At 52.4% G+C, this 16,935-nt stretch carries 14 protein-coding genes and 1 tRNA gene; 3 read left to right on the top strand and 12 right to left on the bottom strand.

Annotation, left to right across the window (positions count from 1 at the left end):
- Window positions 1-163 precede the first annotated feature (163 nt).
- Entirely contained in the window at window positions 164-1,315 is a 1,152-nt protein-coding gene (locus ONV78_RS12305; RefSeq protein WP_279503415.1) for a cation diffusion facilitator family transporter, read from the top strand.
- A gap of 35 nt (window positions 1,316-1,350) precedes the next feature.
- On the opposite strand, the gene ONV78_RS12300 is transcribed toward ONV78_RS12305, so the two are convergent.
- From ONV78_RS12300 to uvrB, 4 genes are all read right to left on the bottom strand, one after another.
- Window positions 1,351-2,178: a DUF4126 family protein gene (locus ONV78_RS12300; RefSeq protein WP_279503412.1), complete on the bottom strand. Its 828-nt coding sequence runs from the start codon at window positions 2,176-2,178 to the stop codon at window positions 1,351-1,353.
- Between the two features lie 140 nt (window positions 2,179-2,318).
- Window positions 2,319-3,077 carry a sulfite exporter TauE/SafE family protein gene (locus ONV78_RS12295; protein ID WP_279503410.1) on the bottom strand — a complete coding sequence of 253 codons (759 nt, stop codon included), beginning with the start codon at window positions 3,075-3,077 and terminating at the stop codon, window positions 2,319-2,321.
- Window positions 3,074-4,597: a DNA recombination protein RmuC gene (gene rmuC / locus ONV78_RS12290; RefSeq protein WP_279503409.1), complete on the bottom strand. Its 1,524-nt coding sequence runs from the start codon at window positions 4,595-4,597 to the stop codon at window positions 3,074-3,076. The genes ONV78_RS12295 and rmuC overlap by 4 nt, the downstream gene beginning before the upstream one ends.
- A gap of 11 nt (window positions 4,598-4,608) precedes the next feature.
- Window positions 4,609-6,621 carry an excinuclease ABC subunit UvrB gene (gene uvrB, locus ONV78_RS12285; RefSeq protein WP_216737285.1) on the bottom strand — a complete coding sequence of 671 codons (2,013 nt, stop codon included), beginning with the start codon at window positions 6,619-6,621 and terminating at the stop codon, window positions 4,609-4,611.
- A gap of 133 nt (window positions 6,622-6,754) precedes the next feature.
- Here uvrB and ONV78_RS12280 point away from each other — a divergent pair, with 133 nt between their 5' ends.
- Both ONV78_RS12280 and ONV78_RS12275 read left to right on the top strand, forming a co-directional pair.
- Complete coding sequence (locus tag ONV78_RS12280; RefSeq protein ID WP_279503407.1) at window positions 6,755-7,939, top strand: pyridoxal phosphate-dependent aminotransferase; 1,185 nt, start codon at window positions 6,755-6,757, stop codon at window positions 7,937-7,939.
- Window positions 7,940-8,083: 144 nt separating this feature from the next.
- Window positions 8,084-8,159: transfer RNA gene (locus tag ONV78_RS12275), tRNA-Asn, on the top strand.
- Between the two features lie 119 nt (window positions 8,160-8,278).
- Here the strand turns inward: ONV78_RS12275 and pyrF are convergent.
- The 8 genes from pyrF to pheA form a co-directional block, all read right to left on the bottom strand.
- Window positions 8,279-8,980 (bottom strand): orotidine-5'-phosphate decarboxylase, encoded by a 702-nt coding sequence (gene pyrF, locus ONV78_RS12270; RefSeq protein ID WP_279503406.1) that lies wholly within the window; start codon window positions 8,978-8,980, stop codon window positions 8,279-8,281.
- 59 nt (window positions 8,981-9,039) lie between these two features.
- Window positions 9,040-10,200: a lipopolysaccharide assembly protein LapB gene (gene lapB / locus ONV78_RS12265; protein WP_279503404.1), complete on the bottom strand. Its 1,161-nt coding sequence runs from the start codon at window positions 10,198-10,200 to the stop codon at window positions 9,040-9,042.
- 6 nt (window positions 10,201-10,206) lie between these two features.
- On the bottom strand, window positions 10,207-10,491 hold the full coding sequence (locus ONV78_RS12260) for a lipopolysaccharide assembly protein LapA domain-containing protein (RefSeq protein ID WP_216737288.1): 285 nt from the start codon (window positions 10,489-10,491) through the stop codon (window positions 10,207-10,209).
- 110 nt (window positions 10,492-10,601) lie between these two features.
- The gene (locus ONV78_RS12255; RefSeq protein ID WP_011398732.1) at window positions 10,602-10,898 is read right to left on the bottom strand and encodes an integration host factor subunit beta; all 297 of its coding nucleotides are present in this window, start codon (window positions 10,896-10,898) and stop codon (window positions 10,602-10,604) included.
- A 108-nt stretch (window positions 10,899-11,006) separates the two neighbouring features.
- A complete protein-coding gene (rpsA, locus tag ONV78_RS12250) occupies window positions 11,007-12,686 on the bottom strand; it encodes a 30S ribosomal protein S1 (protein ID WP_216737289.1) in 1,680 nt (559 codons plus the stop codon).
- Between the two features lie 135 nt (window positions 12,687-12,821).
- Window positions 12,822-13,511, bottom strand: a complete 690-nt coding sequence (gene cmk / locus ONV78_RS12245; RefSeq protein ID WP_279503402.1) for a (d)CMP kinase — start codon at window positions 13,509-13,511, stop codon at window positions 12,822-12,824.
- Complete coding sequence (locus ONV78_RS12240) at window positions 13,508-15,724, bottom strand: bifunctional prephenate dehydrogenase/3-phosphoshikimate 1-carboxyvinyltransferase (protein ID WP_279503401.1); 2,217 nt, start codon at window positions 15,722-15,724, stop codon at window positions 13,508-13,510. The genes cmk and ONV78_RS12240 overlap by 4 nt, the downstream gene beginning before the upstream one ends.
- A gap of 110 nt (window positions 15,725-15,834) precedes the next feature.
- Window positions 15,835-16,932: a prephenate dehydratase gene (gene pheA / locus ONV78_RS12235; RefSeq protein ID WP_216737292.1), complete on the bottom strand. Its 1,098-nt coding sequence runs from the start codon at window positions 16,930-16,932 to the stop codon at window positions 15,835-15,837.
- Between the last annotated feature and the right edge of the window lie 3 nt (window positions 16,933-16,935).

The following is a 16,935-nucleotide window of genomic DNA, read 5'->3' as shown; positions in this document are numbered from 1 at the left end:
TATTTATTATGGTTATTTTTTGACCAGTATAAAAAACTTAAAGCCCCTGGTTCAACTATTATCCTCAGCCCCATCCCACGCAACCTCCATCTTCTCCGCAGGATAGTTGGAACATGCTACAATTCTTCATCGCTCTCACGATAAAGCTTTGTAAAACAGCAGCATGACATACTCTACCCCCGCCGAAAAGACTCGCGCCGCCCATCGCGTCACCTTGATTGGAATGATTCTGGATATTGCGCTGGGTTTGTTGAAAATCATAGTCGGGGTCATCGCACAGTCTCACGCGTTAGTGGCGGATGGTATTCACTCTTTCACTGATGCGGGAACGGACATCCTGGTGATTGTCATCACGCGTTACTCCCACCAGAAGCCAGATCGGGAACATCCCTACGGTCACGGAAAATTCGAAACGCTGGGCACAGTGGTGCTGGGCTCCATGCTTATCGCCGTCGCCGGGGCCATGGCTTATGACAGCATTCTGCGTCTATGGGAGCAAGACGCCCAAGTCGCTCCGGGATGGCCAGCGCTACTGGCGGCGGCCCTGTCTATCGCCGGTAAAGAATGGATCTATCGCTACACGCTGGATATCGGCAAGAAACTACGCTCCGATCTGATTATCGCCAACGCCTGGCATTCACGCAGCGACGCCCTTTCCTCAGTTGTCGTCCTGGTCGCACTACTCGGCGTTATAGCCGGTTTCCCCTGGCTCGATGCTGTGGCGGCGATCATTGTTGCGATTCTCGTCGGCAAGATTGGCATTGAGCTGGCGGGCAAAAGCGTCAAGGAGCTGGTGGAAACCGCGCTACCAGAGGAACAGGTCCGCGCTCTTAGAGATCTTGCGTTATCGGTGGAAGGCGTTCGCGGCGTGCATGACCTGCGCGGACGTTATGTAGGACCGGACATTGTCATCGACCTGCACTTACAAGTGGACTCAGCGCTAAGCGTCTCGGAAGGGCATTATATTGGCGTGCATGTCGCGAGAAAGATTCGAGAGAAGTTTGAGCACATCAGCGACATCACCTACCACATAGATACAGAGAATGACACTGACGGCAAAAAGCGGGCCGGCTCTCCTCTGTTGCCGCTACGGCATGACGTGACAGAGATCCTGCAACAACGCTGGCGCGACCTGACGCCCGAAGGCTCAATCAAACGGCTGATTTTGCACTACATCAACGGCCAAGTGCATGTGGAAGTGATGATTGCCGGAAACGAGCGCCATCTTTCCCAGGAGATGGTAAAAAGCATGCGGGAAAGTACCGCCGACCTGACTTGGCTGGGCGAGGTCAAAGTCTGGAAGGAAGCGCCCTGAGCAATACGCCCACGACGCCTCCCTTTAGTTATTGGCTAAGGCCCAAGTATGCGCTTTTTCTCCGCCTCAAACTCTTCCTGTGTGAGCGCGCCAGCGTCCAATAACTCCTTTAACTTCTTAATCCGACTGAGATTATCCTCAATCGCGGGATTTGGCGTCGTAAAGTCAGCATCGCCGGGTGTAGAAGAACCAGACGCAGCGGAAAAGGAGCCAAATTGATAACTCCCCACTGAAAGAGAAGGCTCCTTATCTTTATCCACCAGCCCCAGAAATCCGCCAATCTTGCGCAACACCAGCTTCAGGAACCGCCATAGTTTCGGCAGCAGCCAGATCGCCAATGCAATAAACAGCCCCAATAGCACCAAGAAGATAAAGGGGTGATTCAGCGCCGCCCACAAACCGGCCAAAACCATGACGTCTTCGCCAATCGAGGCTGCCCAATTGGTGAACGGCTCAGGAGAAGTATTGATCGCCAGGCGCGTTCCGGCCTTCGTAGCGTGAGACGTCGCCGCCATTGAGGCGCCGACCAATCCAGCCGCGATCTGCAACGCCGGTGAAATATCACCCACTGCGCCCGCCGCCAGCACAGCGCCGGCAGGAATACGAATAAAGGTATGCAGCGCATCCCAACCACTGTCCACGCCAGGGGTTTTGTCCGCGAAAAACTCCACACAGTACATAAATCCGGCAGCTGCGATCACCAGCGGGTCCTGCAGAGTCTGCAAATCCGGCGGCAAATCGATATGTCCGGTGGCGCCGCCCAGCCCCAGCATCAGCACTGCGGCGTACAGGTTCACGCCGCTGGCCCAGGACACGCCCATCATTAATGCAATTGTGGAGACCAAACTATCATAGGTTTCCATTAAACCACCTCAACCACTCTGGGTTATTCATCTCCCACCTGAGACGCATCGTCAGCGCCCAGGCGGAGTTATCATTACTATCGCTATTACATCCTTTCTTACCTGAACCCTGGCTGAATTCAACTTCAGAGTTCAGCGTTTCAGGCGGAGAATCCTCGCCACCATAGCCACAACAAACGCAGCGCCAACAACGTCAGCACCCATTTGAACAGTGATTTAAAACGCGCTTCGGGCAGTTTACCGAGTATTTTCAAGCCGACTTTGGTGCCTAAAAACCCCGCCAGCACCATCAAACCCAGCAAAGGAAGCCAGGGAGTGAAAACAAACCCCGCTAACCCGAACACCATAATTTTCAACAAATGTTGCGCTGTCATACAACTGGAAAAGTTAGCGGTGTAGGTCCAGCGGTCGACGCCGCTACGCCCGAGCCAGGCGGACACGAGGGGACCGGTTGCGCCAACGATCATTGTAGCCAGTGTCGTCAACAAACCGCCGCAAAACAAACCTGCTTTGGTTTTCCCCAATCCCAGTTCAGGAATGGGTCCCCAGCACAGCCAGATGATGAAAAGCGCCACCAACGGAGGAATCCAGGCGGGGTCGACGCGCCCCAATAGCCAAACTGCGGCGAGCGCCGCCACGAGAGCGCCGCTCAAAAAGTAGGCGATTGTACGCGATTGAATATGTTTGCGGGTCAAGGCGGCCCGACTGGCGTTGGAGCCCATTTGCACAATGCCATGCAAAGGAATCAGGGCTAACGGCGGCACGACATCCGCCATTACGGCAATCAGAAACGCGCCGCCGCCAACACCAAGCGCGGCGGTCAACATTGAGCCCAGAAAACTGCTGCCCAGCAGCGTTGCGACTTCGAGCCAGGAAAGGCCCGCAAACCATTCCGTCATAATCCGGCGCCGTCACCGAGTGAGAGAGACGCCGTTCTGGAGTCGCCCTCTTCCGACATTTGCGCCCGCTGCAGTGTAGATTCACTCAATTGCTTACCGGCGCGGGCGCCCAACTGCTTCAGCTTCTCCACCCGGGTAATCAAATTGCCTCGCCCTGTGGCCAAGCGTCCCATAGCCGTATCATAGGCGCCTTGCGTCTGCTGCAAACGCTGGCCTACCTCCTCCAGATCCTGCACGAAATTGACGAACTTGTCGTACAAATAACCAGCCTGCCGCGCGATTTCCTGCGCATTTTGCGACTGATGCTCATAGCGCCAGATATTGTGAATGGTGCGTAAAGTCGCGAGAAGCGTCGAAGGAGAGACGATCACCACATTCTGTTGAAACGCTTCATTGAACAGGCTTTGGTCCCCCTGCACCGCTGCCGCAAAGGCGCCTTCGATGGGGATAAACAGCAGCACAAAATCCAAGGAGTTCAGACCTAAAGCGTCTTGATAGCGCTTACCGCTCAACCCCTTAATATGTTGTCGCACAGACAATACATGCTGTTTCAGGTAGTCCATGCGGGCGCTGTCGTCCGTAGCGTTATGGTATTGCTCATAGGCCACCAGACTGACTTTCGAGTCGACGACAACATTTTTATTCTCTGGAAGACGAATAATCACATCCGGTTGAATACGGCGCCCGGCTTCATTTCTCTGAGCGCTCTGCACTTCGTACTCGCGCCCTTTCACCAGCCCGGAACGCTCCAGGATGCGCTCCAGAATGACTTCTCCCCAGGTTCCAGCCGCCTTATTATCGCCTTTCAGCGCATTGGTCAACTTAATAGCGTCATCACTGATGCGCTCATTCAGCGTTTGCAGCTTTTTAATTTCCGCAGATAACGAGAAACGCTGCTGCGCTTCCTTGTCATACACGTCTTCCACTTTCTTACGGAAGTCATTCAACTGTGTATTCAAGGGGTCGAGAATGGTCTTCAGATTGTTCTGGCTGAACTCGGACAGTTTCTGCGTGCTATTTTCGAAGATGCGATTCGCCAACAGTTGAAATTCCTGCGTCAGCGCCTCACGCGACGCTTCCAACAACTTCAGCTTCTCCTGATGATGTAACTGCTCCTTCGCTGCGGCGGTTTTCAAGGACGCCAGCTCACTCTGAGCGGCGCTAAGCGCTTGCGTTAACTCAGATAAATCAGCGTCTTTGTCTCTGGTTGCCGCCTCCGCGCTGACATAACGCTCATGGATAGACTCCATCCGCGCCTTCACCGCTGCATTACTTTGTTGCAGCAAACCAACTTCCCGTTGCAGGGACTCACAGCGTTGCGTTTTTTCCGCACACGCATCCTGAAGACGCGCCACTTCGTCCTCACGAGCCAAGAGCTTTTCCATTAATTGGGCATTGCGCAGCTCAAGTTCTCTTCGCTGCCGGCGTTGCCTCATCATCCCCATCAACGCAAGAAGCGCGAGAGCAAGCCCTATCCCCCCCGCCGTCAGGTAGGGCCAATATAGTTGTAATAACGCCATTACTTCTTCTTTTATTGCAGGCCTTTTTCTTTCAGTTCTTTGAGTTGATCCCGCAACTGCGCGGCTTTCTCAAACTCCAGATTACGGGCGGCTTCGTACATAGCGGTTTCCAGCTTCTGTATCATTTTCGCGTATTCCTGCGGCGTTCTCGCTTCGGTTTCTACATTATAGGAAGAAGCTGTTTCCGCCACTCTGCGCTGTGACGCGCCTTTCTTGGAGCCAGGAACCCGCGCGCCTTCCATGATGTCGGCGACTTTCTTGTCCAACCCGCGTGGCACAACGCCATGCTCTTCGTTATAGCTGATCTGTTTATTACGCCGACGCTCGGTTTCATCCATCGCTCGCTGCATGGAGCCAGTGATTTTATCCGCATATAAGATCGCTTTGCCGCGTACGTTCCGCGCCGCCCGGCCGATAGTCTGAATCAGTGAACGATCTGAACGCAGGAAGCCTTCTTTATCCGCATCCAAAATAGCGACCAGGGAAACCTCCGGCATGTCCAAACCTTCACGCAGCAAGTTGATGCCCACCAGCACGTCAAACTCGCCTAAGCGCAAATCGCGAATGATCTCCACCCGCTCGACAGTTTCCACATCCGAGTGCAGATAACGCACGCGAATGCCTTTATCCAACAGGAAGTCCGTTAAATCCTCCGCCATTCTCTTGGTCAGTGTGGTCACCAACACACGCTCGTTGCGCTCCACCCGATCATGGATCTGTCCTAACAGATCATCAACCTGAGTGGAGGCCGGCAATACTTCTATTTCCGGGTCGACCAGGCCGGTGGGACGCACGACTTGCTCAACTACTTGTCCTTGATGATCGGCTTCATAATTACCGGGCGTCGCCGACACAAAAATCATTTGCGGAGCCAGACGCTCCCACTCATCAAAGCGTAAAGGACGGTTATCCAACGCAGAGGGCAACCGGAATCCATAAGATACCAACGTTTCCTTACGGGAGCGGTCGCCGCGATACATGGCGCCGATCTGCGGAATCGTCACGTGAGATTCATCGATAAATAGCAGGGAATCGGAAGGTAGATAATCAAATAAGGTCGGCGGCGGCTCTCCCGCCTGACGGCCGGACAGATACCGGGAGTAGTTCTCTATGCCGTTGCAGTAACCCAGCTCGAACATCATCTCCAGATCATACTTGGTGCGCTCTTCCAGCCGCTGAGCCTCCAGCAGCTTGCTGGAACCGCGAAACTGCTGCAAACGCTCCTGCAACTCCGTCTTTATTTGATCCGTCGCATCCAGTATGACCTGGCGCGGCGTGGCATAGTGGGTTTTCGGATAGATAGTCGCCCGCGGCACGCGCCGGTATACTTCTCCCGTTAAAGGGTCAAACCAGGACAGCGATTCAATTTCGTCGTCAAACAGCTCAATACGTAGCGCGTCCGATTCAGATTCCGCAGGAAAGACATCAATGACGTCCCCCCTCACCCGGTAGTTAGCCCGGTGCAACTCCAGGTCGTTGCGTGTGTACTGCAATTCCGCCAGCCGGCGCAACAAAGATCGCTGATCAACCTTATCGCCTCGATCCAGGTGCAACATCATCTTTTTGTAGGACTGCGGATCGCCCAAACCATAGATCGCGGAGACAGTGGCGACGATCACCACATCTTTACGCTCCATCAGCGCTTTGGTGGCCGACAGACGCATTTGCTCAATATGATCGTTAATAGAGGAGTCTTTTTCGATATAGGTGTCGGAAGACGGCACGTAAGCTTCCGGCTGATAGTAATCATAGTAGGAGACAAAGTATTCCACTGCGTTATCTGGGAAAAACTCTTTGAACTCTCCATACAACTGCGCCGCCAGGGTTTTGTTGTGAGCCATCACCATAGCGGGCCGCTGCATTTCCGCAATGACATTAGCCATGGTGAATGTTTTCCCTGAGCCGGTAACACCCAGCAACGTCTGGTGCAGCAGACCATCGCGCAGTCCATCCACTAAGCCGGCGATGGCGCCGGGCTGATCGCCCGCCGGCTGATAATTCGCTTTAAGCTGAAACTTTTGCATTACTCACTTACGTATGAATCGACGACATTGTAGAATTATACCGTTTGGCCATTGATTGGGCGCGCCGTTCGCCTTAATTCAAGCCATTGGCCAACTTACCAAGCTTAACCACCAAAATCGAGGAATTACTCCGTTGGAAATCGATCTCTCACGCCGTGTTCAAGCAATCAAACCCTCTCCCACTCTGGCTGTCACCAACCGCGCGGCGGAACTCAAAGCCGCCGGGAAAGATATTATTGGTTTAGGCGCCGGAGAACCTGATTTTGATACCCCCCAGCATATTAAGGACGCCGCTATCGCCGCGATTAACGCGGGCCAGACCAAATATACCGCAGTCGATGGAACCCCTGCACTAAAGAACGCGATTATCAGCAAATTCCAACGCGATAATAACCTGAATTACGAAGCCAACCAGATTTTGGTCTCCAGTGGGGGCAAGCAAAGCTTTTTCAATCTTGCTTTGGCTCTTTTGGACGAAGGTGACGAAGTCATTATCCCCGCGCCTTACTGGGTCTCTTACCCCGACATGGTTATTGTCGCGGACGGTAAGCCGGTCATCATTGAGACCACCGAAGCGACGCGGTTCAAAATCACTGCGGAGCAGTTGGACGCTGCAATCACCAGCAAAACCCGCCTGGTAGTACTGAACAGCCCTTCCAACCCAACCGGCATGGCCTATAGCAAAGAAGAACTGTCCGCTTTGGGCGAAGTGCTGCGCAAACATCCTTCTGTGATGGTGGCGACAGACGATATGTATGAGCATACGCTGTGGACTGGAGAAGATTTCGTCAATATTTTGAGTGTATGCCCAGACCTTTACGACCGCACTTTTGTCCTGAATGGCGTTTCCAAAGCTTACTCCATGACCGGCTGGCGCATCGGTTACGCGGCGGGCCCCGCCAAAGCGATCGCGGCCATGAAAAAAATCCAGTCGCAAAGCACGTCCAACCCCTGCTCCATCTCCCAAGCCGCCGCAGCCGCCGCGCTGAACGGCCCACAGGAGTGCATTGGAGAAATGGTAAAAGAGTTCAAGAAACGTCACGACTTTGTCGTTAAAGCCTTTAACGACATGCCCGGCGTAACTTGCCTGCCCGTGGACGGAACCTTTTACGCATTCCCTGGGTTCCAAGGCGTGATCGAGCACATGGAGAATATCTATAACGATCTGGACTTGGCTGAGTATCTGCTGACCGAAGCAGGCGTCGCCCTGGTTCCAGGCTCCGCTTTTGGCGCGCCTGGACATTTGCGTATCTCCTTCGCCACCAGCATGCAAAATCTGGAACAAGCCATGGAGCGCATCGCGAAAGCGATCAAATAAACGCTTAAGACAGTCTTCAAGAGCGTTAAAAAGCCCGCGGCTCAGCGGGCTTTTTATTTGCTGAAAACACTAAAGAAAAACCACTTCCGAAGTGTTGACCTTTAAATTAAAGGTCATTATTATACGCGCCACTAACGGTTTCATTCCCTGATAGCTCAGTTGGTAGAGCAAATGACTGTTAATCATTGGGTCGCTGGTTCGAGTCCAGCTCGGGGAGCCAAATTTAAAAAGGCTGGTTTTACCAGCCTTTTTTTATTGCCTAAATTAAGCTCATCTTTATCTACACGCCTTCGGTCGACGAGAAGAAGCCCTCCTCGCCCACCAACAGCTAACTCCAATTTAGACCGACTCAATTTCTTTGACGATCTGCTGCAATGCATCCAGAGGATTTAACGCTCGGGTAACAGGTCTTCCCACGACCAAATATGAGCTTCCATCTAGAATCGCCTGAGCTGGAGTAACAATTCGCGTCTGATCATCCGCCGCAGCCGCGGCAGGTCTGATGCCCGGCGTTACCAAGCAAAATTCCTCGCCGTGCGCACGACGCAACAAGGGAGCCTCTTGAGCAGAACACACCACGCCATCCATTCCGCTACTTTGCGCCAAACCCGCAAGCCTGCCGACCATCTCTTGAGCTGAGCAGGGAAACCCTATCTCAACGATCTCCTCATCACTCAAGCTGGTTAGCATCGTAACAGCAATCAGCAACAGCGCATGAGATCCTTGCTCCAACACCTCGCGACACGCCTCCATCATTCTTCTGCCACCGGACGCATGCACGTTCACCATCCATACCCCCAAACCAGCCGCTGCTTTCACCGCCTGCGCCGTTGTATTGGGAATATCATGAAACTTGAGGTCTAGAAATACCTCAAAGCCGCGCACCTGCAATTGCTCAACTATAGCGGGCCCAAATGTTGTAAACAGCTCTTTGCCAACCTTAAGTCGGCATAAACCTGGATCAAGCTTGGCGACAAACTCATCAAGCTGCTTTCTATCAGAAAAGTCCAAAGCCACCACGACTCTTGGTCCACTTACCATCGTCTCACCTTTCTCTCACGTCACTTATTACCATAACCCAACCGCTAACCGCGCCAAACCTACACCCAAGGCAACGGCTTCACCACTCCCCATTTTTTGCAACTGGGACACTGCCAGTGCAAATGACGCCCCGAAAAGCCACAACTTTCACATAAATAGGAGTGATTCTTCTCCAAAAGCGTCTCCAGCACCCCTTTCACAATCATAATCCAACGCTTGGGCTCAGGGTCCGCATAAGGAGCCAACAACACCAACAACGCTTTCACGCCACCAAGAGTAGGATGAGCATTCAACTGCCCCAAAAGAAACTCTATCGCCTCTTCCGTATTCTCGTTTTCGTTGAGAGCGCCGGACAACGCAATCATTACTTTCGCTGACGGCTGCAGATCCCACATTCTTTGGAGTATTTTCAGCAGTCGCTCCCGCTCATTAAGCTTTTCGCATATCTCTTTCACCAACCCAACGACTTCCGAGAGAAACATTGGATTCTGCTGCTCAATACGCTTCAATTCCGCCAGCGCTTCAGGATACTGCTCCGTGGCGACACAAACCTGAGCCACTTGAATACTTGCTCTAGCGCAAAATTTGTCATACATCAGCGCCTCTCGAAGATGGCGTGTTGCGTCTGAATATTCCTTACGCCGCATACTGCGCTCAGCCATCTCACAACAGTATTGAGCCAGCCGCACCTGCACGTCTCGATCCCGCTTAACGTCCAGCGTTAAAGCGCGCTCACGTGCAACTCCCCATTCCTTTTCGTGCTCATAGATTTCAAGAAGACACTCGGTACTCAGCTTCCGCCACTGCCGGGACGCCGCCAGCTCAATGAAAAGAGCTTCAGCCCTGTCATACAGACCAACAAACATATAGTCCTGAGCCAGCTCATAAGTAAGCTGCTCACCGTGTTTGATTCTTGCGTCTGGATGTGAAAGAAGATTCTGATGGATCGCCGTCGCTTTCTCGATTTCGCCCTTGCGGCGAAAGAAGTTGGCGATTGAGAGGTGAAGCTGAACCGTATGCTGATTTATCTCTAACTCCTGAACAAAAGAGTCCAGAGTCGGCGCATCATACGCCTCAAAAAGATATTGCAAGGACTTAGGATATTCGCCGCCCCGCCTAATAGCTCTGGCAGTCTGACCAACTCGCCCCTGAATAAAACAGATCAGCCAACCAATGCCTATTGCAACGGCAATTAACAACAATTGGCCAAGGTATTCCATAAGCCCTTATGATTTGCTGGCGACAACCTGCGTAGATGACTTTATGGCGCGATCACGCCCTTTTTTACCGAAAATTTTCAACTTCAGAACGGTCAAACTAGTTACCGCCATCCCCAATAGAAACCCTACAACAAACGCCAACCCGATCAGAATGGAAACGTTCACAGGCCCCGTGTGGTAGAAGAAGAGGTCTAGCTCCAGCTTGGAATTATTCAGCAGCACAAATACTACACCAACAATCACCATCAGGAAGATAAGGCATAGCAAAAAGATTTTTTTAAGCTTGGACATTAGCGCACCCGAACCGGTCTAATTGGGTGCACTATCTTACCATACCTGGATTTGATGTCAGGCATAGAAAAACGTGCACTTACAATTAATTAGCGGTTTGACGCCGGCGATTAATAACCGGCCTTGAGACTTGCGTTAACCTCATCTCTCAATTCCTTACCAGGCTTGAAGTGCGGTACATACTTCGCAGGAAGATGAACAGTCTCACCTGTTTTGGGATTACGCCCTACCCGTGGAGCGCGATAATGGAGACTAAAACTGCCGAATCCCCGTATTTCTATGCGCTGCCCCTGGGACAGAGATTGTGACATGTACTCTATGATCGTTTTAACCGCGAGCTCAACGTCTTTTATCGAAAGTTGTGGTTGTTTTTGCGCAATAATCTCGACTAACTCTGATTTGGTCATAGAAGCTTCCTTATCGTAGCCTTCGTCAGAAGTGTAGTTAAAGATTTAAAAAAACACAAAAAAAACGGGCATATAGCCCGTTTTTTTAGAGAATATATCTAAGAGAAATTACTGTTGCTGCTGCAATTGCTCTTTGATCAGATCACCGATAGTGGTCGGACCTTGAGCTTCAGTTTGCTTCTCTTTGACATCGCGAATCGCCTGCTTCTCTTCATCAATGTCCTTGGACTTGATGGAAAGGTTGATCACGCGGTTTTTACGGTCAACGCTGATGATTTTCGCTTCAACTTCGTCGCCTTCTTTCAGCACGTTGCGAGCGTCTTCAACTTTATCGCGGCTGATTTCAGACGCTTTCAGAGTTGCTTCAACCTCGTCGTTCAGAGCGATCACAGCAGCTTTGGCGTCAACGGACTTAACAGTACCAGTAACGATAGAGCCTTTCTCATTCAACTGAGTGAACTCAGCAAATGGGTCGCTTTCCAGCTGCTTGATCCCCAGAGAGATACGCTCACGCTCAGGATCGATAGACAGGATCACAGTCTCTAGGTCGTCGCCCTTCTTGTACTTGCGAACAGCTTCTTCGCCTGGCTCGTTCCAAGAAATGTCGGACAGGTGAACCAGACCGTCGATGCCGCCTTCCAGACCAAGGAAGATACCGAAGTCAGTAATAGACTTGATCTTACCGGAGATACGGTCGCCCTTGTTGAAGTTGCCGGAGAACTCTTCCCATGGGTTAGCGTGACACTGCTTGATACCCAGAGAGATACGACGACGCTCTTCGTCGATATCCAGAACCATCACTTCCAGTTCGTCGCCCAATTGAACAACTTTGGATGGGTGAATGTTTTTGTTGGTCCAATCCATTTCTGAAACGTGAACCAGACCTTCAACGCCTTCTTCCAACTCAGCAAAGCAGCCGTAGTCAGTCAGATTGGTAACGCGCGCAGTAACGCGGGTGTTCTCTGGGTAACGCTCTTTGATAGCAACCCATGGATCTTCGCCCAGCTGTTTCAGACCCAGAGATACGCGATTACGCTCACGATCGAACTTCAACACCTTAACGGTGATTTCGTCGCCAACGTTAACGATTTCGCTAGGATGCTTGATACGCTTCCAAGCCATGTCAGTGATGTGCAACAGACCGTCAACACCACCCAGATCAACGAATGCGCCGTAGTCAGTCAGGTTCTTAACGATACCTTTGACTTCCATACCTTCCTGCAGAGTTTGCAGCAGAGCGTCACGCTCAGCGCTGTTTTCCGCTTCCAGAACCGCACGGCGTGAAACAACTACGTTGTTACGCTTTTGATCCAGCTTGATAACTTTGAATTCGAGATCCTTTCCTTCCAGATGCGCAGTGTCGCGAATAGGACGCACATCTACCAAGGAACCAGGAAGGAATGCGCGGATGCCGCCCAGTTCAACAGTGAAACCACCTTTGACCTTGCCGTTGATAACGCCGTTAACAACTTCGTTTGCTTCGAAAGCTTTTTCAAGATCTTTCCAGGCTTCCGCACGCTTCGCTTTTTCGCGAGACAGGCGGGTTTCGCCAAAGCCGTCTTCAACTGCGTCGAGAGCAACCTCAACTTCGTCGCCGACTTGCAGATTCAGTTCCCCTTTCTCGTTCAGGAACTGTGCTACAGGGATTACACCCTCGGACTTAAGGCCTGCGTTTACAGTAACCCAGTCTTCATCGATATCAACCACTACGCCCTTAACAATAGAGCCGGGTTTCATATCAATTTGTTTTAAACTTTCTTCAAAAAGCTCAGCAAAGCTCTCGCTCATTGTGTTTCCTGTTGAACATTTTCATCCGCGCGGCCAGCAAGCACGGTCTGTTCGATTAAAATCTTATTCCGGGCATTACTGGCATACTCCCGAAAAAAGATCACCGGTTAATTAATTTACCGTAGTGATGGACACTCAGGATTGACGGGAAGACCAGATCTGGAGTACTTTCTCCAACACCTCATCCACCGAAAAGTCAGAAGTATCAAGGACTACGGCGTCATCCGCAGGTCGCAAAGGAGCGTTTGACCGATTCGTGTCACGCTCATCGCGTTCCTTTATCTCTTTTAAAAGGTGCGAAATTTTAACACTCTCGCCTTGCTGCTTCAACTGATCATATCTTCGCCGCGCCCTTACTTCGGCGCTTGCAGTCATAAATATCTTACATTGAGCGTCAGGAAACACGACCGTCCCCATGTCTCGCCCGTCCGCCACCAACCCCGGCGCGGACTGAAAGTCCCGCTGCCGCTGCAACAAAGCGGCGCGCACCAAAGGGTACGCAGCCACCCGTGAGGCCATAGCGCCACAGGTTTCCGTCCGGATTTCCAGAGTCACGTCGTCGCCCATTAAAATAACGGACACCGGCTGACCAGGAGTTCCCGCTTCAAAACGCACATCCAAGGTTTCAGCGACTTTCGCCACAGCGCCTTCATCAGCCAAATCAACACTTTGCCGCTCAGCGCTCAAGGCGGTCAGTCGATACAGTGCGCCGGAGTCCAGAATATTCCATCCCAACGCCCGCGCAGTCAGCTGCGCGATGGTTCCCTTGCCTGAGCCAGAGGGACCATCAAGGGTGATGACAGGAATGCCAGAACTCACCTTCATGCTGTCTCCTCAGTCCGAAGATTAAAACCAACCTCATTCGCCAGAGTCGTGAAGCTAGGGAATGACGTAGCGACGTTAGCGCAATCTTTAATAACAATAGCGCCGGTAGCTCTTAAAGACGCTACGGCAAAAGCCATTGCTATGCGATGATCGCCATGACTATCTACTGCGCCGCCGCCGATTTCCGCGCCACGCAATACAATACCGTCCTCTTTTACTTCGCTACCGACTCCCAGCGCCGCCAGACCATCCGCCATGGTTTGAATACGGTCGCTTTCCTTGACCCGCAACTCTTCCGCGCCACTCAACACAGTTTCTCCCTCAGCGCACACGGCAGCGATAAACAGAACCGGAAACTCATCAATCGCCAAAGGCACCTGGTCCTCTGGAATGCGAATTCCTTTTAAGGGAGCATAGCGTACACGGATGTCAGCCACCGGCTCACCGCCCACTTCTTTGTGGTTGGACAACTCAATGTCGGCGCCCATCAACTTAAGAATACTAATAACGCCAACACGAGTCGGATTGACGCCGACATGGCGCAAGGTCAGATCCGAGCCGGGAGTAATGCTCGCTGCAACTAGGAAAAACGCAGCGGAAGAGATATCCGAAGGAACATCGATTTTGGTAGCGTTCAGTCTATGGCCGCCCTCAATCGTCACCTTGGAGCCATTCACATCCACAGGATAACCAAAACCACGCAGCATTCGCTCGCTATGATCCCGGGTAGGCGCAGGCTCCGTCACAGAGGTTTCACCCTCTGCATAAAGACCTGCGAGAACCAGACTGGACTTAACCTGGGCGCTGGCGACAGGCATGTCATAATGAATGCCGTGTAGCTTGGAGCCGCCTTTAATTTTGACAGGGGGGCGTCCGCCCTCAGATGTGGAGATTTCCGCACCCATTTCCCGCAGCGGCTTTGCAACCCGCTCCATAGGCCGCTTGGACAAGGACTCATCGCCTGTCAGTTCAACATCGAACGACTGACCACTCAACAAACCTGCAAGCAAACGCATGGAAGTTCCGGAGTTACCCAAATACAGAGGCCCTGGCGGCTGTTTCAGGCCGTGCATGCCCACGCCATTTATTCTTACTGAACCGCGATCCGGCCCCTCAATGACGACACCCATATCCCGGAAGGCCTGCAGGGTGGCCAGAGCGTCCTCCCCTTCAAGAAAACCTTCAATTTCCGTAACGCCTTCCGCCAGCGAACCCAACATGATGGAGCGATGGGACATCGATTTATCTCCGGGCACGCGAATATCGCCGCACACCGGACCGCCTTTCCCGGCAACGTAGGTCACATTGTTAGCCATATCAGTCTTGTAAGCCTTTCCTTCAAGCATTTTTGTGAAATGTTCGCGGGCCGCCCGGGCCCGGGTGAACACACCAAGTAACGTTTGTCCGTCCCCATCAGCAATAGCGCTGCGCAGCTTTTTTAAATCCGCGTCAAACGCATCCAACACTTTCAGCACCGCATCCCGGTTAGTCAGGTAAACGTCCCGCCACATCACCGGGTCGCTGGCGGCAATTCGGGTAAAATCCCTGAAGCCGCCCGCCGCATAGCGAAATATTTCTTTATTATCATCCGCCCCCGCCAGCGTATCGACCAGCGAAAAAGCGATCAAGTGAGGCAAGTGACTGGTTGCAGCCAACACCTCATCATGGTGAGCCACCGACATGAAGAGCACTTCCGCCCCCATGCCGCGCCACAGAGCCGCCACCACTCCCAGCGCATGAGAGTCCGTCACCGGAACCGGCGTCAATATGGTTTTATGATTCTCAAACAAAGCACTATTAGCGGCCTGAACGCCGCTCTTTTCAGAGCCAGCGATAGGGTGCCCCAGCACAGCATTCGCTGGCATTTCACCAAATACAGAGATAAAGGCTTTTTCTATCTCACCTTTCACACTTCCCACATCCGTCAGAATGTGATCGCTTCGCAAAGCCGATCTCATTTCCTCCAACACTGGAGCGACCGCGCCAACCGGCACCGCCAAAACAATGACATCCGCCCGTGAAGCAAGCGTGACAAGATCCGGGGCAGCCTCATCAACAACCCCCAAACGCACGGCTAATGCAGCCTCAGAATCGCGCCGATCATAACCAATTACTTTCTCCGCCAAACTGCGCTCTTTCACAGCCTTGGCTAAAGAACCGCCGATCAGACCCAGTCCGACAACAGCCAAACATTTAACTCGGGATTGCAACATTGTTAATCAGGCGCGCTTGGCAGCCATGTCCGTATAAAGAATAAATTGAAACGCCCTCAAGGGCTAAGGTATCAAAAAAGCCAACCTACTGAGACCGGCGGAGGGCGCGCCTAAAGCACGCCTTTGGGATACGACCCCAGACATCGCACGTCAAGAGCGTCCCGGGATAACTCCTGAATCGCCACACCAACCTCTGGCAGATCTTTATGGCCGATAAAGTCCACAAAGAAGTGATAGCGACGTGCGCCACTGAGGGCGGGACGCGAATCAATTCTCGTCAGGCTCAGATTTTGACGATGAAACACGCCCAGCATCTTGTACAGAGCGCCCGGCTCATCGCGAATGGTAACCATCAGAGATGTTTTGTCATCCCCACTTGGCGGAGCCGAATTTTTACCAATAATCAAATACCTGGCGATCTGATCAGGATGATCTTCGATATTTTTCGCCAGCACTTTCATACCATACAGTCTGGCGCAGTGCTCACCAGCTACTGCAGCTGCATCCTGACGCTCAGACGCCCGTTTTACAGCGTCCGCATGGCTGGGCACCGCAATACGCTCCACCCCCGGCCACTTTTCATCCAGCCACTGCCGGCACAAAGAAAATGACTGCGCCAAGGAGTAAACAACCTTGATATCAGCGGCATCAACTTGTTCTGGGGCTATCAAGAAGTGGTGAGTGCGCACCTCCACCTCACCGCAGATCAGCAGAGGCGAATTAACAAACACATCCAGAGTGTGGCTGATCACACCTTCATTGGAGGTTTCCACCGGGACTACGCCGTAATGAGCAGCCCCTGCTTCGACCTCGCGAAAAACCTCATCAATAGCGTAATGAGGAAGACAAACACCGGAATGTCCAAAGTGCTTGAGCGCAGCCGCATGAGTAAAGGCCCCCTCAGGCCCTAGAAACGCGATATGCAATGGCGCTTCCAGGGCAAGACAGGCAGACATAACTTCCCGAAATAGCCTGGCCACCTCTTCATCACTCAGCGGCCCCGGGTTATCGTCCATTATTTTCCGTAAAACCTGAGCTTCCCGCTCTGGGCGATAAAATACGACATCCTGCCCTGTATTGCCGCGCATTTTCACTTCCGCGACATTTTGCGCGCACTTGGCCCGCTCACAAATCAACGCCAATAGTTGACGGTCAATCTGATCTATTCGTTCGCGCAGCTTGGCGAGTTCGGTCTGCTCAGAGGTCATGAA

The sequence above is a fragment of the Hahella sp. CR1 genome (assembly GCF_029813005.1).
Classification (GTDB): domain Bacteria; phylum Pseudomonadota; class Gammaproteobacteria; order Pseudomonadales; family Oleiphilaceae; genus Hahella.
The sequence above is the reverse complement of the archived record's forward strand: the minus strand, read 5'-3'. Positions and strand labels throughout refer to the sequence as shown.